Raw genomic sequence first — 22,486 nt, 5'->3', positions numbered from 1 at the left:
CTATATCGTTTATTCTATATTTGTTGTAGAGAAATGTATACAGAAAATTATACCTGAAGATCTTGCCTGCATCATGCAGAAGCTCAAGACTGTATTTCTTATAAACAATATCACCTGTCACGCATGTTATTTACTTCCAGAAGCCGAAGAGCTCATAGGCATTTTGAAAGCCGATCAGTTCCATGGCTCTGTCGTCCTGGATGAGTTTTTTATGGCTTCATAGTTCTTTTTTACGCCGGGAACGCCCGGGAAGTCGGAACCGAATATGTATTTATGGCTGAATCTTTTCATTGAAGGAAAATATTCTAAAAGGTTTTTTATCCACAACCATGCGGGCATCGAGGGCACAGACGCCTGATCCGTCCTTAAGGAGTCGTAAAGGATTGACATCCATTTCTTTTATTTCCGGGAATTCTGCAAGTATCCACGATACTCTCACAACGGAACTAACGTATCCATCAATATCTGCAGGTTCCATACCCCGGGCTCCCTTCAGAAGTGCATAAGATTTAAGAGATTCGATCTTTTTCCTTACAAACTGTGCATTGGCAGGGCACAGGCAGGTTTGAACATCTTTGAAAACTTCCACATATATGCCTCCGAAACCGAAAATGACTACGGGACCGAAAGATTTATCGAATTTGCCTCCGATGAACATATCGTAGCCTTCATCGGCCATTGCCTGTATCCGTATCCCCTCAAAACTAGCGCCCTTCTTATATTCTTCAAGATTCTGACGTATTTGCGAAAAATATCTCTTAACCCCCTTCTCATCTCTGACCCCAACGACAACCCCACCGGCATCGGTCTTGTGGAGAGCATCGGGAGATACAACCTTCATTGCAACCGGGTATCCGATCTCTTTTGCCAGTTCAACTGCATCTTGCTCATTCCTTGCAATATCTGAGACGGCTGCGGATATGCCTGACATGCGAAGCAGTTCAAGGGCATCTTCACCGATTACCTCTCCATGAGCATCGATCCACTTTCGAAGATCGTCTTTATTAAAATATGAGTTCGTTGGAGGCGCCTCTTGATCGATATACCTTCTTGTATGCCAGTCTTTCTGGAAGGAGAGTGCTCGCACCATCTCTTCGGGATTATTAAAAATCGGATAGTTCGAATATTCCTTTACTGTATGCAGGTACCCGGAAAGTCCATAGAGACATACCCCCAGTGGTTTCCCTGATGAAAGAATTGAGCCGTAAGTTTCCTTTGACAAGTCCGTCAAAAACAGACCGGTAAAAACATTATTTCCTTCAGGCATCTTCGGCTTCTGACCGATATAAATTGCACCATCAACATTATCATTGTGCATTACCTCGTAATTTACATGGGCTACCATATGTGGATCATAAATATCTCCCATGTCGAGTGGATTGGAAAATTTGATTACCCCTGCATTGGCAAACTTATTCAAACTATTATAGAACTCTTCACCGGGATCGGCAAACTCAAAGCCTGCCTTTTCACACAAGTCTGCACCCATAACGGCGAACCCGCCGGCCGGACTCATAACCATAATCCGATTTCCACGCATTGGAGGAAGCACGAAAGCTTTGGCAACAGCCACAAGGTCCCCGAAATTGTGTATTCTAATAATCCCAGCTTCCTCAAAAGCTGCATCTATAATATCCTCATCATTACTGAGTGCGCTGGTATGGCTTAATGCAGCCCTTCCTCCGGCCGATGTGGTATTCGATTTATAGACTATTATAGGTTTCCTGACCTTTTTAGCGACCTGAATAAGACGATTTCCATTGCTGATGCTTTCAAGGTACATACAAATAGTATCTGTCTCAGGGTCCTGGTCCAGGTACTCAAGAAAATCTGCTTCATCAAGGTCAAGCTTATTTCCGATGCTGATAAACTTTGCCATGCCCACATTTTCATCAGCGAGCAGGTTGAAGAGCATGAGACCGACGCCGCCGCTCTGGGTTATAATGGACATTCCTCCCCTGGCGGGTGGGTAAATCGGGACGAAGGGAAGGCAGAGACCATTTCCGGTATTTGCCACTGCAATACAGTTTGGACCCACAAACTTGATATTATACTTCCGGGCAGTTTTTAAAAGAACAGATGATAGATTTTTACCCTCATCTCCGAATTCTGAAAATCCTCCCGATAAAATGGCCATTCGTGTGATTCCGAACTTTCCGCATTTTTCAACCGACTCAGGTACAAAGCGGGCAGGTATAAGGCATACCGCAAGATCAGGAATTTCCGGCAGGTCTTCAACCTCCTTATACATCTTGATCCCGCTGACGTTCAACTCGTCGTTCTTTGGATTTACTCCAAATATGCGTCCCCTGTAACCCCATCGCAGGAGATTCTCCAGAATCAGCTTGGGAATATTATTAGCCTTAGCCGACAGTCCGATAATAACTATTGATTGTGGATAGAAAAGTTTTTCCATAAAATAAGCACCTCATTCAGGTTGTCTGATAACCATTTATTCTAAGGCAGATAAAATGAGCCAGCCTTACCACCTGATTACAACTGCACCCCAGGTTAAACCTGCTCCAAAACCCGTCAGTACCACCACATCACCCGCTTTAATCCGACCGGTCTGCAGTGCTTCGTGCAGTGCAATAGGGATGGATGCTGAGGATGTGTTGCCGTATCGATCCACATTTACCATGAACTTCCCTCTTTATTTGAACTGTATTGCGAATCTACTTCTCAACTTCTGTAAATTCATTTTACCGCATCAGGATATAAATAATACAGGAAAAACAAACTATCACTGAGAGGCTTTACAGAACATCCTCCTCTTAAGGGAGCTGAAGAAATTATCCAACATTCTTTATACCCCCTTGACATTGTCCTGCTATACCGGTATGTTATGAAAAATGCCCGGCAATGCCAATAAACCGGAACAACTTTTAAAAAACCGATTTAACCCTGGTAAATTTTTTACAAATTTGACTGCAGGGCTAATCTCCGGGGTTATCACAATCACCATGGGCACAGCTTTTTCTGCCCTTATATTTGCAGGCCCTTTGTCTGATTTTATGTCCCGCGGTGTCAGCCTTATTCTTTTCGGCGCTTTTATAATGGGTGTTTTTACAGCAATTACAAGTTCTTACAAAGGTACTGTAGTGCACCCCCAGGAAATTCCAGCGGTAATTCTTGCCCTTATTGCGTCTTTCATTGCTTCTGCAATGCAGGGCAAGGGAACAGGGGAAGCTGTTTTTGTAACCGTTGTTGCCGTGATTATTTTAACATCTCTTGCCACGGGACTTTTTTTTCTTATCCTCGGTTTTTTAAAGGCAGGCAATCTTATACGGTTTATTCCTTACCCTGTAATAGGGGGATTCCTCGCCGGCACCGGTTTACTGCTGGTCAAGGGAGCATTCAGTGTAATGACAGGGAAAACGCTTGCCATTGCCAATCTGCTTTATCTTGCCCAGCCTGATATCTTGATCAAGTGGTTTCCGGGTCTCTTCCTTGCCATTATTTTGTTTTTGATTCTTCGATGGCGGAAACACTATCTTGTTATGCCCCTTTGGCTTTGCGCTTCCTTTGGTCTTTTTTATCTCATTATGGTTACAGCTCATATTCCCTTAAGCGAAGTGCGGGCACAGGGGTGGCTTATAGAAGCATTTCAAAAGATAGAATTTAGATACCCCTTATCATTGTCATCTTTTTCGCAGATTAACTGGCCGCTGATTTTAACGCAGATCGGAAACATAGGGACTATTCCAATAATCTGCTGCGTTTCCATGCTGCTCAATGCGAGCAGCCTTGAGCTTGTCGTGCGGGAAGAAATTGACCTTAACCGGGAACTCAGATCAGTTGGGGCTGCTGACTTCATGGCAGGTCTTTTCGGCGGCACTGCCGGTTTTCACTCGCTTAGCCTTTCCACTCTCAGATATTCCATGGGGGCAAACAATAGAATGGTAGGGCTATTTTCCGCAGCCATGTGCGGTTCCATTATCTTTTTCGGAAGTTCCCTTTTATCTTATTTCCCAAGACCAATTATGGGCAGTGTGCTGCTTTACCTCGGCTTTGCCTTCCTGTATCAATGGCTATATGAAGCCTGGTTCAAGCTCCCCAGGCTTGATTGCTTCCTTATAATCCTTATACTCGTAGTCATAGGGGCTTTAGGTTTTATCGAAGGGGTAGGGGCAGGCATACTTATAGCCATCATAATCTTTGTAGTGCGATACAGCCACGTTAATGTGATAAAACATGCCCTTTCAGGTATCAATTATCACAGCAACGTAGACCGTGCTCCGCATCAGCAGCAAGTCCTTGATGAGAAAGGAGAGGAAATTTATATCCTGAAACTTCAGGGTTTTATTTTCTTCGGCACTGCCAATAATTTATTCGAGGATATACGCAAAAGAGCAAATGATCGGATTATGATGCCTCTTCGCTCAGTCATCCTTGATTTCAGACTTGTGAACGGCGTCGATTCATCGGCAGTAAATAGTTTCAGCAAGATGAGGCAGCACGCTGAGGTACATAGCTATGTTCTTGTATTTACACAGATATCAGCGGAACTTTTCAACCAGTTCAAAAGGGGTGGTTTTGATTTCATGGACGATGAGTCCTTCCATATGTTTCCTGACCTCGACCTTGGCATGGAGTGGTGTGAAAATGAGATTTTATGCAGCATTGATTCGGTTTGTATTGAGAAAAAACAGAACCTTGAAGATCAACTACAGGATTTTCTCCTGTCTTCAGTCAGAATAGACCATTTTCTTCATTATCTTGAGCGGCAGGAAGTTCCTGAAGGCTATTACCTGATAAAACAGGGCGATCCTCCTCATTCCCTCTACTATCTTGAATCCGGTCAGGTAACTGTAACGCTTCGCAATGAATATGGTCAAACAGTCCGTTTACGGACCATGGGCCCGGGTACGGTAGTTGGAGAACTGGGACTCTACCTGAGCCTCCCATCAACGGCATCTGTAGTAACAATAAAACAAAGTGTCTTTTTCAAATTAACAGTTGAAGCTTTACGCAGTATGGAGGAAAAAGAACCTGAGCTGGCCGCTGCCTTTCACAGGTTTATAATTCATCGTATGGGAGAACGGCTTGCCTATACTAACCAGCTCCTGCAGGTGCTGATGGATTAAAGCCGGGGCGGACTGGCACGATATGGTTTTTCTTGAAACTTACACCACAGAATGTGTTAATTTAAAGCATGTCCAAGGCATGTCCCGAAGATAATCCAAACAGGCTTTTTATCCTTGGTGTAATTCACCGGGACGACAAGGGTGCTGAATTGCTACGTGAATGGCTTGTAAATATTGCGCCTGAAGTAATTACCCTGGAGTTTTCCAACTATGGTCTGGAATTCAGAAAAGAAAGAGGTATGGAATACAAAAAAAGACTTGAGGAAATCCTGAATAAAATAAAGGTTGAAAATGAAACCTATGATAGGGAAGCGCTTTCCAGACTTTTTGCTTATATCAATATGCCCTATGAGTATGAGGTTGTATCCGGGTATGCCCAGGAGCATGACGCATTGTTTTATCTGATAGACATGGACGATTTTTCTTATCTCAAGCTTCAGCAGATTGATGAATTGTTTGAAGAAAACAATATAAGACAGCTCCTTTACGGGAATGACGGAGCCGTAGACAGCAATGAGAAGGCTATTGCAAAATTATTCTTTGAAAAAGGGATAAAACTTTTTACTTATACTGATGAGATGTATGTCAGGGACAAGCATATGAGTAACATGATTTCGACATTAATGAAACATCATATGCATAAGAAGTTTCTTCATATATGCGGGTGGCAGCACCTGCAGGATCCATACGGGCTTTATGCCCAATTCAATCCAGGAAAGGCGTTTTTCTATGATAAAGCTTTTTGTGTTTGACCTCGGAAATGTAATCCTGCCCTTTGAGCACAGGCAGATTGCGGTAAAACTCTATGAAAAATCAAAAAATAGAACGGGAATATTGCCGGATGATATTTTTAAATTCCTCTTTGACAGGGAGAAGGGTATTGTAAATATCTATGAAACAGGCAACATGTCTTCGCTTGAATTCTTTACCCGGCTAAAGGAACTTTACATGCTTGCCATGGATTTTGAGGATTTCAAAAATATATGGAATCCTATTTTCCATGAGAACCTCCGGGTAAGTGAGGCTGTATTATATTTAAAATCAAAGGGTTATCCTGTTTATTTATTAAGTGATACAAACGAGCTTCATTTCACATATGCTGCTGAGACTTACCCTGTTGTCCATGCTATGGATAAGTGGATTCTTTCTTATAAAGTAGGCGTAAAAAAGCCTGATAAAAAGATCTATGATGTTATATTTGAAGAGATGGACATAGATGGAAGCGAAGTTTTTTATATTGACGACATTGAGAGGTATATAGAAGCTGCAAAAAGTTATGGTATTAACGGCATGGTCTTCCGGGATGCGGAAGAATTGTGGCAGATGTTGAAAGAAAATGGAATATAGCAAAACATGCCACTCCGGGGCGATTTGTTACTGAGTAACTTTAATTAAACAGAGTTGAGTTACTCAGAAATAGGTTTCCATCCGGGAACCCCGGACGGGAACCAGGTGATAAAGAAAGGTTGCTCAGCGTCCAAGGTTTAACAAATATTGGACATACATAGGAGTATATACAATGATTCAGTATCCTGATATTGATCCGGTAATCATAAAAGTTGGCCCTTTAGCAGTACGATGGTATGGCCTTATGTATATTTTAGGATTTGTTTCTTCATACCTCCTTGTCATGTACCAGATAAAAAAGAAGGCGCTGAAAATAGAGAGGGCGCAGATTGATGACCTGTATTTTTACCTGATTCTTGGTCTTATTGTCGGAGCTCGGCTGGGGTATATATGCTTTTACAATCTAAGCTTTTACCTGGGGAATCCCCTTGAGGTATTTGTTCTATGGCATGGAGGCATGTCGTTTCACGGAGGACTTATAGGGACATTCATCGCCGGTTATATAGTTATTAAAAGAAAAAAACTTAAATTTCTTACAATGCTGGACCTTATTGTCCCGACCGGCCCTATAGGTATAGGCCTGGGAAGGCTGGGTAACTTTATTAACGGCGAGCTTTTCGGTAAGCCTTCAGATGTGCCCTGGGCGATGATATTCCCCCAGGGCGGCAATATTGCAAGGCATCCTTCGCAATTATATGAGGCATTTTTTGAGGGATTTGTCCTCTTTGTCGTTCTCTGGTTGTACAAAGACAGAAAGAAAAGAGGAGGCGATGTTTTTGCGCTTTTTTTAATGTTGTACGGTGTTTTCAGATTTTTTTGTGAATTTTTCCGGGAGCCTGATTTGCAGGTTGGCTACATATTCGGTGTAGTAACAATGGGACAGATATTATGTGCCATAATGCTTTTTACAGGCCTTTTTCTCAAGTATTTCTATCTCCCAAAATACAGCATAAAATAAATGCAGTAAGTACAGAAAGTGTCAAATCATGGGGCAGGGCTTTCATTATTTGAATTTATGAAAATCCTTGTTTCTCTCGTAGAGTATTTTCAGCCCCTTCAAGGTGAGAAATTCATCCACTTCATCTATAGAATCTGAATTTTTAAAGATAAGGTTGGCAAGCCCTCCGGTAGCCATCACATAGGGATTAGTTTTAACCTCTTCCCGGATTTTCTTTATTATTCCGTCCACAAGACTTACATATCCGTATGATATGCCGGACTGCATGGCTTGTATGGTATTTTTTCCAATAACATTCTTTGGTCTTATTAATTCTACCCTCGGCAGTTTGGCGGCCCTCTCAAAAAGGGCTTCAAGGGAAATCATAATACCCGGTGCAATAGAACCGCCTGCATACTCCCCCTTCGGGGTTACGTAATCAAAAGTTGTTGCAGTTCCGAAATCTACAACAATGAGGGCATTTTTGTGCTTATCGTAGCCTGCAACAGCATTTACGATCCTGTCGGCACCTACTTCCTGGGGATTTTCGTAAAGTATGGGCATTCCGGTTTTGATGCCGGGGCCTACTACCAGAGGCTTAATTCCCATATATCTTCCGCAGAAAATTTCAAAGGGAATTAGAAGCGGCGGGACTACGCAGGATATAATAGCGCTTTCTACTTCATGGGGCTTTATTTTTTCTATGTATAGCAGGCTGTTTATAAGAATGGCATATTCATCAACAGTTTTATGGAAGATGGTGCTCAACCTCCAGTTGTTTACAAGTTTATCGCCTTTGTATACCCCGAAGACTATATTGGTATTTCCGATATCGATAACTAAAAGCATTTTCTATACCTCATGATTTGTTAGTGGTTCACAGCTAATACTCCACTGTCTAAAAAATTAACCCAAAAATCCTAAAAAATTACATCCCCTGCAATTATTCTTTTTATCTCCCCATCTATATTAAGGAGCAGTGCGCCTTTATTGTCTATACCTTCGGAGGTTCCTTTGTATATCCGGCCCATTTGATTTATCTCCAGATATTTGCCTTTTATACATGACCTGTCTTCCCAGATACGACAAATCTCATTTTCACCATTCTGTTTAAAAAGAAGGTAATATTTCTCCAAGTTTGAAAGTAAAATACCACATATACGAGGCCTTTCAAATAGAATTTTTGTCTCAATTAAGAGGGATGTTGCCTTTTGATCAATCTCCTCGCTTATTTCCTTTTCCTTCATATTTATGTCCAATCCGATACCCACGACAACAAATTTTACCATGTCGGCCTCAGTGGAAAGTTCAAGCAATGTACCGCATATCTTCTTTCCGTTGATAAGCAGATCATTGGGCCACTTAAGCGTTGGTTTTATTCCTGTTATTGTCTCAACAGTGTCATAAACGGCAAGAGAGGAAATAAACGTTATGGAGTATACGTTTGAAGGATGAACATGCGGTTTAAGTATTATTGATAGATACAGGTTTTCTCCTGCCGGCGAAAACCAGACCCTGTTTAATCTTCCCCTGCCGGCTTTCTGTGCATCGGCAAGAACACATGTTCCCTCAGGAGCGCCATCAAGAGCGAGTTTGAAAGCATATGAATTCGTTGAATCAATAATGTCCTTATATATTATCTCTTTTCCGATAATGTCTGTTTTTAAGTGCCTTTCTATTTCCCAGGCATACAGTTTATCAGGGGTCTTAATGAGTTTGTATCCTCTACCTTTTAATTTTGCAATAACATATCCAAGCCGTTCAAGCTGATGCATATACTTCCATATAGCTGTCCTCGATATGCCAAGCTCAGTGGAAATAAAATCTCCGGAAATATAGTCCGGTTTTTCTCTTAAAAAGTTCAATATATCTCTGATTCTATCCATTTTCCACCTTGTCGTAATGTGAGAAATACATAGTAAAAGATGCCCTTCCCTGTGAAATGGATCTTACATCGGTAGAATAACCGAACATCTTTGTCAGTGGTGCATATGCCTGAACCATAGTAATTTTATCTTTTGCTAACAAATTTGCAATCTGGCATTTTCTTGCATTTAAGTCACTGATAACCTCTCCCAGGAATTCATTTGGCACTGTTACGGCAAGAGACATAATAGGAAGGAGAAGTTCGGGTTTTGCATCATTGCATGCCTTTCGAAACCCTTCATATGCGGACATTTTCAGGGTAAGACGGGCAAAATCAGGGTTGTTGAATGATGCATCTTTTATGTCCACTTTAATGTCCGTCAAAGGAAAACCCTTGATAATCCCCACATTGGATGATTCAGTAATGCCTTCTTCGATGGCGGCAATATATGGAAAGGCGGGGTGTTCCTCGTTAATATGACAGGTAACGACTATGCCTTCCCCGCGTTTGTTCGGTGCTACACTCAATGATACCGTACCTTTGCAAAGGATATTATTTATCGATTTTTCAAATGTGTGCTCTATGGATGCAGAAGCTTCAATGGTTTCTTTATAAACAACCTGAGGTTTGCCTACCTGTAGATCAATGCCGAATTCTTCCTTGATCCTCCGCATAACAACATCAAGGTGGAGTTCACCCATGCCGGAGACAATCGTCTGATAGGCATTCTCATCAGTCTTGAGGATGAATGTAGGGTCTTCCTCGGATATTCTCTGGAGTACCTGGTTAAGCTTATCCTGGTCAATATTCCGTCGGGGTTCGACAGCTATTGAAATGACAGGCTGATATATTTCAATGGATTCGAGGAGGATCGGTTTTGTTTTGGTCAGGGTGTGGCCGGTGGATGTTTCCTTCAGACCGACTATGCCGACTATGGCCCCGGTCTTTGCTTCGTCTACCCTGTCTTTATGATTCGCATGAATTTTATAAATTCTTGAAATCTTTTCTTTCTTTCCAATATTTACGTTGTAGACATCCTCTCCGACCTTTATTTCCCCGGAGTATATCCGAATATAGATAAGCTTTCGGCCTTCTTCCATGACAACTTTAAATGCAAGGGCCGATAAATCCTCATCACTTCTTGTCTGTCTTGTCTCAATCTCCCCGGTTTCTGGATTTTTGCCCTGAACAGGCGGGACATCAAGCGGAGAAGGCAGATAACGGACTATTCCGTCCAGAAGGGGTTGAATGCCTTTATTCCTGAGCGCTGCACCGCACAGGACAGGCACACATTTTAGGGAGATAGCGGCTTTCCGTATTGTATCGTGAATTACAGACTCTTCAATTTCCTGCCCTTCCAGATAGAGTTCCATGAACACATCGTCAAGAAGCGACAATTTTTCAAGGAGTTTTTCACGATATTCCATGGATATTTTTATATATGCCTCGGGAATTTTGATAAATTTGTAAGTAGTCCCCAGGTCTTCTTCATCCCAGATAATACCTTTCATTGCTATGAGATCGACAACGCCGAAAAAGCCGTCTTCTTTGCCGAGGGGAATCTGCAATGGAATTGGATTTGCTCCGAACTTCTCTACCATCATATCTATAACATTAAAATAATCGGCGCCAATCCTGTCGAGCTTATTGATAAAGGCTATTCTTGGAACATTGTATCTGTCTGCCTGATGCCAGACGGTTTCCGACTGAGCCTCAACGCCGCCGACACCACAGAAAACAGCTATCATTCCATCAAGCACCCGGAGAGACCGCTCGACTTCAATAGTGAAGTCAACATGTCCCGGTGTGTCAATAATCTGAATTTCGTGATTATCCCAGTAGCAAGTTGTAACGGCAGAGGTAATGGTAATGCCCCTCTCCTGTTCCTGCGGGAGGTAGTCCATTGTGGCTGTACCTTCATGAACTTCCCCTATTTTATAGGTTTTACCGGTATAAAAAAGGATACGCTCCGATACAGTGGTCTTTCCGGCATCTATATGTGCGGCGATTCCGATGTTGCGTATCTTTTTCAGTCTCTGAGATTCTTTTTTCATCAGGCTAAAATATCACCTATCTGGGGAGGAAAAGTCAATACTGGGAAGATGTTAAAGATCAGGTAAGATCAAGAAAGTGCTTAAAATTTTATAAGTCAGAAAATTTGTGAAAATTAGTTTCCTATTTTTTTGTCATGTCATGTATGCGTGGTATTACTGTTTGCTTCGCTCAACCGCTTTTAGGTTCAAGGCTGGTTTTTCTCGGATTGCTGCGAAGAAGGTTTGTGAAGTAATCACTCATAATATTTCAAATAAAAAGGCAGGGTCAAATCGACCCCGCCTTGATAATTGATCTACTATGTTTATTTTTTGAATCTTCTCCTCAATCCTGCAAGTCCTACCAGACCAGAGCCCAAAAGCCATAGAGCACCGGGGATTGGTACTGTACTACAATGTGATGCCATGGCTGCATAGGTTACTATCGTTTCTGTCCCAAAAAAGATATGCACAATCTCTGACGAAGGTTGGGGAGTAAGTGTGAACATCCAGGTGTATCTTCCAGGGCCATATGTTTCAAATATTGTTTCCGGTTCAATCCCTCCAGGAGTGGTGATAACGCTTTTCATGAAAGCAGAACCGGATGATTCCATATAAAACCAGACTGTTTTTATACCGTCTGGGTTATATATATTCTGAAGTTCGAAATCAAAATATGTGTTAGTCGGCAAATAGCGCCACTCGTTATAAAAGTCCGGTTGAAACGGCGGCTCCGGCGTCTGATATGCCAACAAGGCTACAGGGCTGGTGATAAGGATAATTAAACACATTAATATAATCTTTTTCTTCATATGCTTCCCCCATAAATAATGTTAGATGATATGTGGAGTGCCGAATTCTTTCCATCAGCTATAACTATTTCAATAAGTTCCCAATACTACGCCAGCTTTTATCATTTCGATTGCTGTTTGCCGGTCCACCCCCATTTTTTCTCAAGCGCTAAATATGGCAAAGACGCTTCAAGAGCTGTTAATAATAATTTGAATAAAATCATTTCTACCATATACAATAATGTATTATTTTTGTATGTAGGAAATGTTATACAAATGTTGTCTAAAAATCCTACAATTTAGGAGTAAAAATGTAAGATCATTATTTTTGACAGACAATCATTGGGAATGATAATAGTCCGTGCAAATAAGTTGTCAAATTGGATACAGCGCTTCTCGTAGATACAAGATTTTATGTTGATGATGTACAATCGGGAACCGGGGGACATGATAAAAACATTTGCATCTACCGGGGATGCAATCATAGAAGTTTCTGAAAAAGCTTACCCTCTTAGTTCCACACGATTTTACTTTTAAAACTTTGGTTCTTTGATTCAGGCTGCAATTGTCCAGATGCTGCCGGAATTAAACTGTAGGGATGGAGCATTATCAGCATCCTCAGCCTATAGTTTTCAGAGGGCGCAACATTGTTTGTATCTGGTTGTTATTACTCTGATGGAAAAATATAATGATAGACGTCTGTATTCTGAGATACATTTTTTTTGAACTCTCCGCCTGCAAGCCTCATTGAATGCTGCTGATAGAGCAGTTTTGATTCCCTGAGAACAAAAGGGTTGCTACCATGCATGGGTGTTAGCGACAGAATGATGTCTTTCCGGCTACGGTATGTTTTCAGAAGGACTTGGGGGACTTCGGAAATAGCAAGCTGTTCCAGAAAGGCCGTGAGAATATCCTGAAACATGAGTTTATCGGCAGTAATAAGGAGGTCTTCCTGTATTGGATCGAATGTTATCCGGATTGAAGAGAAAAGAGGCGTGTAGGCAATCCTTTTTGTAAGTTCATCAATAAATTTTCTGTCGTCATCGAGGGCATCAAATATCTTTTCGTCTTGAGAGGAAATGTCTCTAATTGAATCAAGTGTCTCTTTGACAGCGCTGTTGAGGTCGAAGAGAGTTTCCTGATCTTTGAATTGAATACCATAGACTACGTTTACAAAATCTGACAGCAGACTTCTGATCCTGTGAATAAAGTGGGGATCAAAGAGCCCAAAAAGCTTTTCGGGCTCAAAGATCTTGTTGACTTTTCTTGAAAAATGTACAGCCTTTGAAATGAGCGGTGCCCCGCGCTTGTCCGTGAGTTCGTCAAAAAAACTTTGAAATTCGTTTACAATATTATCGATTGCATCAAAATCGATGGCACCCAGGATTTCCACTGCCCTTTCCTCTTCTTCCAGCATCTCGAGATAGTAGGAGGTCTTCAGGAGGCGCGCTGCAATGATGGAAAATATATTGCTTGCTTCCTCCAGGAGAACGACAGCATATTCTGACAAATACAAAGAACGTTGCCGGTCAAAATAAGAAATGTTTTTGAGCTTCAATGCATCTTTGTAAGTATCTTCAAGAATTTTCTCTGCCTTTGCAAAACTGATGATGTTACCGTGACCGGTCAGTACAAGTTTTATACCTGCTTCTCTCCCTTTTTTCAACATTGCCCTTATTGACAGGGCCAGTTTTTCATTATCCCACCCTGATTTTCCGGCAATCCCCGGCGTAGTGGCCAAATGCAGGTCTCCGGTAAAGAGAAGCGATCCCAACCGATAACTGACACTATCCGGGCTATGCCCAGGTGTGTGAAAAAGTTGTATTTTGTCGTTCTCGCTAATTGCGAAGGATTGACATGGTACAATTTCACCATTCTCAAGTTGGATGACGCTGTTCTCAATGGCCAGGGGGTGTTCTTTGGTTGTATCGGATTCATCATAGTTTTCAAAAAAACGGGCTCTTACCTTGCACTCAGGCAATACTGAACCATTCATGTTTGCAAGGGTAATACTTTCATCCCGGCTCTCAATGGCCCTTGCCGCCTCGAAATGGCAAATAATTTCACCATGGGGTTCATCATTCATGAGATGTGATACGGCAAGGAAATGGTCAATGTGGCAATGTGTAAAAAAGATAAATACAGGCCGGTATTTCTCTTTCTGAACCGGCGAAATAATCCTTTGTATTTGCTCTATCTGATCAAGTTCTGCGCCTGGATCTATAATGATAATATACCGGTCAGATTTCAGAATAAACGTATTGGAACAGGTAACGCAGGGTTTCCGTATTAAAGGGTATATTCCAACGCTATTAGACCCTGGTACCGCAGCCCACTGGTTATTCTCCAGAGTTGGTTCTTTTGAAAGTGTTGTGTCCATAAAAATAACCTCATATTATCATAATTTAATCCAAATGATTCCCTGCAGCTTGCTGCAGGGTTACTACTTTCCCTCGCCCCTCCGGGGGAGAGGGCGGGGTGAGGGGGATATGAGCCTCTTTTCAGTGATACCCCGCAGCTTGCTGCGGGCAGGTTCATTAGCATATCCATCTCCTGGATATGTCACCGTTTATTTGCAAAAATTGTAAAAAACAAAGCTAAAACACACATCATCCCCCCGGCCACGTATGCATGGCTGAATCCATTCAGCAGTATTGATCCGGGAATGTCCAGTTGACTCAAATTTACACTGCCTGGGGCAAAGCTGCCAAGTGAATCAATGAAAACTTTTTCAAATATGGCAACCCCAAAAACCATGCTCAAATTAATTGCTGTATTAAGAAGACCTGATGCCATTCCTTCTTTTCCTTTAGAAGCACAACTCATGGCCATATTATTAATTGGCGACAGGAAAAACACATAGGAGAAGCCGAACAATGCGAGGAAAACAATTACAGGAATAAGGCCGTTGTTTCTTATGCTGTAGGAGAAGGCAAAGGTGTTTATTGTTGCAGCAGCCATTGCTGCAATACAGAGAATGGCGGGGTTTTTCCTGTCGGAAAGTTTGCCTGCATAAGGGGATACGAACACATAAATCAATGAGTAAACAAGTAGAATCATCCCTGTTCCTGCAGGACTGAGCCCTTTTACAATTTCAAGATAGAAGGGAAGGAGAAAGGCATTTCCAGCGATAAGCATGTATGCCATCATTGTTGCGGATAATGCAAATGTAAATTTAGAACTCTTCAGGGTATTAATATCCAGAAGAGGGTCTTCATGTTTTTTTTCATGTGTAATAAAGAAAAAGAGTACAAGGAGAAAAATGCCCAGTAATGCGAATGTTGAAAACGAAATCCAGCCTTGCTTACTTCCAATAATGTTGCAGAAAAAGAGTGCAGACAATAAAATAAAGCTGAGAATTGTACCAATAAAATCAAATTTGCGCTTGATACGGGCAGGCATTGCATCATGATTGCCGACCGATGAGGGGATGAATTTGTATGCGCAAACCATGGCGCCTGCACCAAGGGGGACATTGATAAGGAATACCCCCCTCCACGATAAATACTCGGCTATTATGCCCCCTAAGGGCGCCCCTGCAGCGACTCCGAGTGCTGTAGCAGAAGCATTCATGCCAAAGGCCCATCCCAATCTATTTTCAGGGACTACTCTTGCAAGGATTGCGAAACTTGCAGCCAGAAGCATGGAGCTCCCCAGGCCATGAATTGCCCTGGCAATGGTCAGTGTATTAATTCCTGTGGATATGCCGCAAAAAAGCGACCCTAGGATAAAAACGCCATATCCGATAATGAATATGTTTTTATGTCCCGTCCTGTCGCCAAGTTTTCCAAAAAACATGAGAAAACTTGTGATAACAAGGAGATATACAGTTACAATACGGGACGCCTCGCCTGTTCCGATGTTAAAGATACGAGAGATTGTGGGCAGGGAAACATTAACAGTGTAAAGGTTCAGGCGGCCGAGAAAGGAAGCAAAGGCAACACTAAGGACGATCAAATATATTTTTTTATCGTCAGCCCTCATAATGTTCAAACAATCTACACTATCTTTGCTGTTTTGCAACATCAAAATAAGAAAATGTTTCTTCTTGACAGTTTTTTTTCTCCGTGCTAATTTTCCTTTAAAAAGCATAAAACACATTCTTTTTGCATCCTGTTGAAAACATTTAATTATGTATTTCTTGCTGAAAGGAGCAAAATGTCCACTTTTTCTGATAAGCAATCAATGCCAAGAAGTTTCGGTAGGCGACAGGAAGACTGGTTTGTAAGGGACAGGATCAAAAGACAGAGCCAGCTTCTCCATGTCGGTCAGATCATAGTTTCTGAAATTAACATGAGCGCTCTCTTCGAAATAATTATGGAGCAGACCAACCAGATCCTTGATGCAGAGAGAAGCTCTGTGTTCCTGTATTGCGATAAAGATAACGAATTAAGGTCTCTTGCGGCAACAGGCATGCATGATGAACAAATCAGAGTTTCCGTGGAACACGGGATAGCAGGCTGGGTCTTCCAGCACCGGGAGCCCTTGCTAATCAATGATTGCTACAATGATCCCCGCTTTTATGCTGAAATAGACAAGAAAACTGGCTTCCACACCAGAAACATTCTTTGTTTCCCCCTGATCAACAGATCTCACGAATGTATAGGAGCGCTCCAGGCATTGAATAAAAAAACAGGGGATTTCACAAATGAGGATGTGGAACTGCTTGTGCCTGTCTCTAATTATATTGCAATTGCCCTTGAGAACTCGAAGCTCTATGAAGAACTCAAACTTCTTGATAAAGCCAAAGAACGGGTTATCAACCACCTTTCTCATGAATTAAGAACGCCCCTTGCTATAGTATCAGGAGTCCTGGACCGGGTTTTAAAAAAGGTAAGAGAAGCCAATATTGTATCGCTGGAGCGGGCTATTGCTATCGGGTACCGAAATGTTACCCGTCTGCAGGAATTGCAGGTGAAGATAGATGATTTACTCCATCAGAAGCCTTCGGAGGAGAAACAGAAAATATTGAACATTATCCAGGATGCCCTCTATTTTGTAGAAGAACTCAACGGACAGGAAAACCTGTCAGGTACAAATATTCTTGATCTTATAACCGAGCGCATTGAGTCTTTATACAGGATCGAAGAGGTGAGGGAAGAACTTATTGTGATCGATGTTTTTCTGAACGATCTCTGTAACGAAACGGCCGTATTGATGAAAGAAAGGGAAATTGAAATTGTAAGAAATTTTGAAAAGAGTATTGCTGTAAATATGGACCGGAATATCTTGAAAAAGGTGTGCGGTGGTATTTTGAAGAATGCTGTTGAAAAAACGCCTGATGAGGGCATGGTTGATATAAGTGCTTATTCTGTGGACAATAGTGTTCAGATAGACTTTCGTGATTTTGGAATCGGTATTTCCCCTGAAAACCAGAAGATGATCTTCGGAGGGTTTTTTCATACCCAGGATACTGATGTATATTCATCAAGAGAACCATATATGTTCAATGCAGGCGGCTCAGGTTCCGACCTTCTCAGGATTAAGGCATTATCCGAACAATATGGATTCCGCCTTGATTTCAACAGTTCCCGCTGTGTTTTTATCCCTGCGGACAGAGATATCTGTATGGGCAGGATCTCTCGCTGCCGGGCTGTTAAATCAAAGCAGGAGTGCTTTGCCTCCGGAGGAAGTATTTTTTCAGTAATCATCCCGAAAGCATGAAAAAGGATAGGGCACGCCAGGCTTATTGCTCTGCTGGTCCATACCCCGAAGCTTGTTTCAAGATGGCTGCACCGAAAATTGCCGCGAGGGCTTCATTTCCTGCCCCCGTTTTTTCTGTTAAAGAGTAGGTATATCTTTCCCCTCATGGCTCATAACATTTTTACGGTCGAACTCATAAGGCGATGAAGGCAATTCACCTGTAAAAATGCTTTTCAGTTGTTTCACCAACTCATGGTCTTCTCCGAGCACAGGAATGAGCGACTGTATGGTACGACCGACAGTGGCATTACATAAATCCTGAATTTCATGCCTTATTTCCTCTGGAAGCATGTTGTAACCCTGCACTACGTGACCTATCCACGCAGGCAAATAAGAAAGCTCCATCTCTTTTGGAAATACATAACCCTCAAGCGAACCTACCTTAGCGGCAAAATCATATATATCCCTGTTAAATCCCATGTACCCTCCTTGTTATTCTATTTAATATGTATATTTATAGCACCGGCAGACTTGAAGTTCAATCAATTGATTCCTCGCAGCTCTGCTTCGGGGTGACCACAATCCCTCGCCCCTTGAGGGAGAGGGCAGGGTGAGGGGGGGATAATCATGTCCCCCATTCCTCTGATACCTCGCAGCTTTGCTGCGGGGAGGTTCATTAAGCGCATTACACTTTAAGAATATTGTGAAGTAATGATAACCGAGATGCGGTATTGGTTGCATTGTATCATTTAAGGCCTTGATGTAGTGGTTCCGGGAAAGAATTCTGCCTGAACATTCTTTTTATAGTATCTGCCAAGGAAGGAGAGATCCTGACTGTGCTTCCAATGTATGCAGCAACATCGGGCTCAGGAACAACAGCGGATCATGCTGCTGCTACAATATTAACTATATAATACCTTGGTGGATAAAATTTAAGGCGTAAAACCAGGATAATTGGTTTGGAGTGGAAGTAAGTACATATATAAGCATCAAGAAAGGTCTTTATTGTCGGACTTGCTTATAACGATAATAAATTTATAGAAAAAGGCAAATATTTATAATACAATAGACAAAAAGATAAGGTGGTGAAATATATGGGAGTTGCAGCTAAAAGAATAGATCATCCTTACATAACAATAGATAAAAAGATTAGAAACGGTGAACCGATTATAGCCGGTACCGGCATTCGTGTTCTTGATATTGCAATAAGATATGGGCTTATGGGCATGTCTCCTGAAGAAATTACCAATGCACACCCGCACCTTGATCTTGCACAAGTGCACGATGCCCTTTCATATTATTATGAAAACAAAAATGTAATTGATAAAATATGGAAAGATGAGCTTGAAGAAATAGAGAAATTAGAATCCGTGCATTCATCAGTTCTGGAGAAAAAGCTTGGGAAAATTAAAAATCTACATAGATGAAAATGTTGATATTTCAATAGCAAAAGGATTAAAAAAACAAGGAATAGAGGTTCTTACTGCTATTGATGAAGGCTTAATCGGGAAATCCGATATAGAACATTTCAATTATGCCCGTAAAATTAACGCCGTCTTGTTTACCCATGACCACCATTTCCTTAATATTGCAAAGCGTGCAAATGAAAAGGGACTGAATCATCCAGGGGTTATTTTTTCAAAAATGAATAAATATGGTATTGGCGAATGTATTAGAAGGCTGTCTGTTTATGCCGAGATCATAACGCCTGAAGAAATGAAAAATCAGATTGAATTTTTATAATAAGTTAATAAGTGCTTCCTGTAGTAAAGCCTCTATAACAATTTTAGAGACAGAACATTTCAAACCGTATTCAATTAAGTTTCTGTATTTACTGCTTGAAATTAATAAAGAATTGAAGGACAATAAATACTTAAGTGGGGAGTCGTTGAAGCAGGAATGGAAAAATAATTATGTTTTTATGGGCGGGGGTTATATTGTTTGATATTTCAATATCTCAGAAGATTTCTGTAAAACTTGTTCTTTGCTATTTATAGGCAAGACAAAATAGCGCAAACTTTACATAAGCGTATTCTTGACTAAAAAGAGGAGACAGATGAAAAAGACTGTAATAGTACTAATAATGATTATAAGTATTTTTGGTTTTGGTAGGATTTGTGAAGCACAGCAAAGCGAGAAAACGACTGTCAAAGGAGAAATCTCATTTCAAGTGGGAAAATCAAAGCACACATACTCTGGATGCTTTAAAGACAAATGCTCGGTGAATGTAGGCCAAAATATTATGCTTCATACGATAGAGAAAACATTGGGAGGTGAACCCAAAAGCGAGAAAAATTTCCTACGCTTAATGTTTTGGTATCGACTAACTGGCAGGACGGGTGAAAAAACGTTCAACATTGAAAGCGGAATGGATAGCATCAGTATATATGACGGAAGCCCTAATTTGAGTAGTGACAAAAAAGCAAAGCTGCAAAACATGTATTTCTCTGCTGGTGACACTGTTCCTCTTGCCAGAAGCCTATATTTCGGGTGTAGTGAGGCCAAAGACCAGATGATTAAACTGAAAATGATTGAATTAAAGGGAAATTCTCTTATGCACCAAATAATACTGCCAGATTGTATGAAAGAGATTGCAACCGATTAACTCGGTGTTTGAGCCCTGACAAGTGAGGCAGAGACCCTCTTGAAATGTAATGGGAACGTGGACGGGATGTTCTTTAAAAAATAAGAAACTTTTTGATGGCCCTCTTGAACGCGTAAAGAAAGGAATATTTTCTTAAAACATTAAATAATATTGGGAAGAAATAGCCCCCCTCTCTTGGTAATTCTTAATTCCGGAAAACTGCGAAGCCGCTTACTTTGGTAAATTTAATAATTTTCATAAAACACATTCTCAACTAATTTGCTAGAAATGGGGAGGATGCGTAACGCCTGTCAGCTCTGCATAACCCCCGGAAATGTCTTGACACATTGTTCTTAAATATCTACAATTAATAACAACATCAAGGTAAACTCACAAGACAATTAAAAAAACACCAGGGGAGTGTCCGAAAAGCTATATAAAACTCTGCGCTCTCCGCGTACTCGAAAGACCGTATAGGAGAGGGCGAGAGGATAAAAGATTTTAAGGCATTGTCTCTCGCAGAGAACGCAGGGTACGCAGAGAAAGGCAAATTTATCTGTGAGCAGTATCCTGAGACTGACTGATTCTGCTCACATTTCATGCCCCTTCGGGGCAGATGTTAGTTTTTACCCGCAGGGTGTGCAGGTTTGCCGGAATGAATCATTCTCTCAATTCCGGCAAAAATAAGTTTTAACTCTGCGATCTCCGCGTACTCGAACGACCGCATGGGAGTGGGCGAGAGGATAGCAATAAGCTTTTTTACAAAACCAATTAAAGGTAGAGGGGGTAATATGGCAACAAAGAAAACAACTGTAAATCCTGAGTTTCTGTACATTCCCGTAGAAAAGATTGTGGTAATGGAACAGGTGAGATCAAGCATCAATATTGAAACGGACTCATTCAAGCCACTTATGCAGTCAATCAAAGACAAAGGTATCTTAGAACCTCTCATTGTAACAGCTCAGGATGACGGGACATATCTACTTATCTGCGGAGAGAGACGTCTTGTGGCAGCCAAGCAATTAGGACTTGAAACCGTACCGGTGAGAGTTATTGAAGCAGGCAAGGAATTGGGTGACACTATAGCCCTTCAACTGACTGAGAACCTCCAGCGGGAAGACTTAAATCCCATAGATCAGGCCAAAGGAATTCTTACATATATTCAGGCGAAACATCCTGATAAAGGGTACGATGTGGGTGGAGTCATGAGTGAGTTAGTAAGATACAAGTTGAGAACCGATGATATATCAAACCAGTTAACGCCAACAGTTGGCGTTATAATTGAAATCACTGGAAAGTCAATATCTACGCTGTTTAACATAATTTCACTTTTAAAACTTTCTCCTGAAATTCAAGCCGAAATCAGGTCGGGAAATCTCCCTGTTTCCCAGGGTTATCTTTTTGCCGCAAACCTCGAATGCCCCGATCTTAAGAATATATTCGATACTGTCATAAAGACACCGGTAACCAATGCTACACTTGAAAGAATCCTTACTGCGTACAAGAAAATCAAACCTGCCCCTGTTGATACAAAGCCCAAATCCGTTAAGAAACAAGTCAAAGGCCTTATATCCATAAAAACAGATTTTGATAAAGGCATTGGAACCTATATAAGGGAAGATGTTGAAAAATATCTCTATGAACTACAGGTTTTCTGTAATCATGTCCAGCAGGAGATGTTTATAACCCCATACGGCAAGAAAAGACCACCACAAGTATAAAAATAGTGAATAGTGAATGGTGAATGGTGAATAGTGTACGGTTTAATCCCGCTTTATGCGGGACATGATGAAAAAAGCGGGAAAACATTTGAAAAGCAAATTAAACTGGTGTGAAGTGGAAATGCAGGATTCTTGAAGCTGGAGAGGCAGCTAACAGTAGATGGATTTAGCAAGAGGGAATGTGTTTCAATAATTCAATAAATGTGCAAACGAAACATACAACATTTCTATTTTGGTAAGGATAGGACATTTCTATTTTGGTTTGACACAATGAAATATTATGTTGTTTCACCGGATGATTTTGAACAGAAAGAAATAAAGAGGTTAGATGGTATGGTGGATACCAATACGGACACCAAAGAAAAAATCTTGTTGAACGATTACCCACAAACCCTTGATAATAATAAAGCCGACGATGGGATTCGAACCCGCGACCTGCTCATTACGAGTGAGCTGCTCTACCCCTGAGCTACGTCGGC

The 22,486-nt window shown here is 41.4% G+C and carries 17 protein-coding genes, 1 tRNA gene and 1 pseudogene; 9 read left to right on the top strand and 10 right to left on the bottom strand.

What is annotated here, in order from left to right; all coding sequences use genetic code 11:
* Nucleotides 1-271 precede the first annotated feature (271 nt).
* Both NT010_09170 and NT010_09165 read right to left on the bottom strand, forming a co-directional pair.
* On the bottom strand, nucleotides 272-2,416 hold the full coding sequence (locus tag NT010_09170; protein ID MCX5806217.1) for an acetate--CoA ligase family protein: 2,145 nt from the start codon (nucleotides 2,414-2,416) through the stop codon (nucleotides 272-274).
* A 66-nt stretch (nucleotides 2,417-2,482) separates the two neighbouring features.
* Nucleotides 2,483-2,638, bottom strand: a pseudogene (locus NT010_09165) (3-oxoacyl-ACP synthase).
* 214 nt (nucleotides 2,639-2,852) lie between these two features.
* Here NT010_09165 and NT010_09160 point away from each other — a divergent pair.
* From NT010_09160 to lgt, 4 genes are all read left to right on the top strand, one after another.
* A complete protein-coding gene (locus NT010_09160; GenBank protein ID MCX5806216.1) occupies nucleotides 2,853-5,087 on the top strand; it encodes a SulP family inorganic anion transporter in 2,235 nt (744 codons plus the stop codon).
* Between the two features lie 68 nt (nucleotides 5,088-5,155).
* Nucleotides 5,156-5,839: a hypothetical protein gene (locus tag NT010_09155; GenBank protein MCX5806215.1), complete on the top strand. Its 684-nt coding sequence runs from the start codon at nucleotides 5,156-5,158 to the stop codon at nucleotides 5,837-5,839.
* A complete protein-coding gene (locus tag NT010_09150) occupies nucleotides 5,817-6,434 on the top strand; it encodes an HAD family phosphatase (protein ID MCX5806214.1) in 618 nt (205 codons plus the stop codon). Before NT010_09155 ends, NT010_09150 begins: the two co-directional genes overlap by 23 nt.
* A 172-nt stretch (nucleotides 6,435-6,606) precedes the next feature.
* Nucleotides 6,607-7,392 carry a prolipoprotein diacylglyceryl transferase gene (gene lgt / locus NT010_09145; GenBank protein ID MCX5806213.1) on the top strand — a complete coding sequence of 262 codons (786 nt, stop codon included), beginning with the start codon at nucleotides 6,607-6,609 and terminating at the stop codon, nucleotides 7,390-7,392.
* A gap of 45 nt (nucleotides 7,393-7,437) precedes the next feature.
* On the opposite strand, the gene NT010_09140 is transcribed toward lgt, so the two are convergent.
* The 6 genes from NT010_09140 to NT010_09115 all read right to left on the bottom strand — a co-directional run bounded on the left by NT010_09140 (nucleotide 7,438) and on the right by NT010_09115 (nucleotide 16,151).
* Nucleotides 7,438-8,220 (bottom strand): type III pantothenate kinase, encoded by a 783-nt coding sequence (locus NT010_09140; protein ID MCX5806212.1) that lies wholly within the window; start codon nucleotides 8,218-8,220, stop codon nucleotides 7,438-7,440.
* A 71-nt stretch (nucleotides 8,221-8,291) separates the two neighbouring features.
* On the bottom strand, nucleotides 8,292-9,257 hold the full coding sequence (locus NT010_09135) for a biotin--[acetyl-CoA-carboxylase] ligase (GenBank protein ID MCX5806211.1): 966 nt from the start codon (nucleotides 9,255-9,257) through the stop codon (nucleotides 8,292-8,294).
* Entirely contained in the window at nucleotides 9,250-11,292 is a 2,043-nt protein-coding gene (fusA, locus tag NT010_09130) for an elongation factor G (protein ID MCX5806210.1), read from the bottom strand. The genes NT010_09135 and fusA overlap by 8 nt, the downstream gene beginning before the upstream one ends.
* 302 nt (nucleotides 11,293-11,594) lie before the next feature.
* Entirely contained in the window at nucleotides 11,595-12,080 is a 486-nt protein-coding gene (locus NT010_09125) for a hypothetical protein (GenBank protein ID MCX5806209.1), read from the bottom strand.
* Nucleotides 12,081-12,726: 646 nt separating this feature from the next.
* Nucleotides 12,727-14,439, bottom strand: a complete 1,713-nt coding sequence (locus tag NT010_09120; GenBank protein ID MCX5806208.1) for an MBL fold metallo-hydrolase — start codon at nucleotides 14,437-14,439, stop codon at nucleotides 12,727-12,729.
* A 182-nt stretch (nucleotides 14,440-14,621) separates the two neighbouring features.
* A complete protein-coding gene (locus NT010_09115) occupies nucleotides 14,622-16,151 on the bottom strand; it encodes an MFS transporter (GenBank protein ID MCX5806207.1) in 1,530 nt (509 codons plus the stop codon).
* Nucleotides 16,152-16,217: 66 nt separating this feature from the next.
* Here NT010_09115 and NT010_09110 point away from each other — a divergent pair, with 66 nt between their 5' ends.
* Nucleotides 16,218-17,723: a GAF domain-containing protein gene (locus NT010_09110; protein ID MCX5806206.1), complete on the top strand. Its 1,506-nt coding sequence runs from the start codon at nucleotides 16,218-16,220 to the stop codon at nucleotides 17,721-17,723.
* 117 nt (nucleotides 17,724-17,840) lie between these two features.
* Here the strand turns inward: NT010_09110 and NT010_09105 are convergent, their stop codons facing one another.
* The gene (locus NT010_09105) at nucleotides 17,841-18,182 is read right to left on the bottom strand and encodes a hypothetical protein (protein ID MCX5806205.1); all 342 of its coding nucleotides are present in this window, start codon (nucleotides 18,180-18,182) and stop codon (nucleotides 17,841-17,843) included.
* Nucleotides 18,183-18,796: 614 nt separating this feature from the next.
* Between NT010_09105 and NT010_09100 the strand changes: the two genes are divergently transcribed.
* From NT010_09100 to NT010_09085, 4 genes are all read left to right on the top strand, one after another.
* Entirely contained in the window at nucleotides 18,797-19,129 is a 333-nt protein-coding gene (locus NT010_09100) for a DUF433 domain-containing protein (protein MCX5806204.1), read from the top strand.
* Nucleotides 19,101-19,445, top strand: a complete 345-nt coding sequence (locus NT010_09095) for a DUF5615 family PIN-like protein (protein ID MCX5806203.1) — start codon at nucleotides 19,101-19,103, stop codon at nucleotides 19,443-19,445. The genes NT010_09100 and NT010_09095 overlap by 29 nt, the downstream gene beginning before the upstream one ends.
* A 313-nt stretch (nucleotides 19,446-19,758) precedes the next feature.
* Nucleotides 19,759-20,307 (top strand): hypothetical protein, encoded by a 549-nt coding sequence (locus NT010_09090; GenBank protein ID MCX5806202.1) that lies wholly within the window; start codon nucleotides 19,759-19,761, stop codon nucleotides 20,305-20,307.
* A 770-nt stretch (nucleotides 20,308-21,077) separates the two neighbouring features.
* Nucleotides 21,078-22,007, top strand: coding sequence for a ParB/RepB/Spo0J family partition protein (locus tag NT010_09085; protein MCX5806201.1), 930 nt, complete (start codon nucleotides 21,078-21,080; stop codon nucleotides 22,005-22,007).
* A gap of 407 nt (nucleotides 22,008-22,414) precedes the next feature.
* On the opposite strand, the gene NT010_09080 is transcribed toward NT010_09085, so the two are convergent.
* Nucleotides 22,415-22,486, bottom strand: a tRNA-Thr gene (locus NT010_09080).

It is taken from the genome of Pseudomonadota bacterium (genome assembly GCA_026388275.1).
In the GTDB taxonomy this organism is placed as follows: Bacteria; Desulfobacterota; Syntrophorhabdia; order Syntrophorhabdales; family Syntrophorhabdaceae; genus JAPLKB01.
The sequence above is the reverse complement of the archived record's forward strand: the minus strand, read 5'-3'. Positions and strand labels throughout refer to the sequence as shown.

Coding starts and splice junctions, on each gene's coding strand:
- lgt (MCX5806213.1), top strand. CDS start 6,607: ATGATTCAGTATCCTGATATTGATCCGGTAATCATAAAAGTTGGCCCT.
- NT010_09090 (MCX5806202.1), top strand. CDS start 19,759: ATGAAAAAGACTGTAATAGTACTAATAATGATTATAAGTATTTTTGGT.
- NT010_09110 (MCX5806206.1), top strand. CDS start 16,218: ATGTCCACTTTTTCTGATAAGCAATCAATGCCAAGAAGTTTCGGTAGG.
- NT010_09135 (MCX5806211.1), bottom strand. CDS start 9,257: ATGGATAGAATCAGAGATATATTGAACTTTTTAAGAGAAAAACCGGAC.
- NT010_09160 (MCX5806216.1), top strand. CDS start 2,853: ATGCCCGGCAATGCCAATAAACCGGAACAACTTTTAAAAAACCGATTT.
- NT010_09115 (MCX5806207.1), bottom strand. CDS start 16,151: ATGCTTTTTAAAGGAAAATTAGCACGGAGAAAAAAAACTGTCAAGAAG.
- NT010_09140 (MCX5806212.1), bottom strand. CDS start 8,220: ATGCTTTTAGTTATCGATATCGGAAATACCAATATAGTCTTCGGGGTA.
- NT010_09170 (MCX5806217.1), bottom strand. CDS start 2,416: ATGGAAAAACTTTTCTATCCACAATCAATAGTTATTATCGGACTGTCG.
- NT010_09105 (MCX5806205.1), bottom strand. CDS start 18,182: ATGGGATTTAACAGGGATATATATGATTTTGCCGCTAAGGTAGGTTCG.
- NT010_09150 (MCX5806214.1), top strand. CDS start 5,817: ATGATAAAGCTTTTTGTGTTTGACCTCGGAAATGTAATCCTGCCCTTT.
- NT010_09100 (MCX5806204.1), top strand. CDS start 18,797: ATGGGAGTTGCAGCTAAAAGAATAGATCATCCTTACATAACAATAGAT.
- fusA (MCX5806210.1), bottom strand. CDS start 11,292: ATGAAAAAAGAATCTCAGAGACTGAAAAAGATACGCAACATCGGAATC.
- NT010_09085 (MCX5806201.1), top strand. CDS start 21,078: ATGGCAACAAAGAAAACAACTGTAAATCCTGAGTTTCTGTACATTCCC.
- NT010_09125 (MCX5806209.1), bottom strand. CDS start 12,080: ATGAAGAAAAAGATTATATTAATGTGTTTAATTATCCTTATCACCAGC.
- NT010_09120 (MCX5806208.1), bottom strand. CDS start 14,439: ATGGACACAACACTTTCAAAAGAACCAACTCTGGAGAATAACCAGTGG.
- NT010_09155 (MCX5806215.1), top strand. CDS start 5,156: ATGTCCAAGGCATGTCCCGAAGATAATCCAAACAGGCTTTTTATCCTT.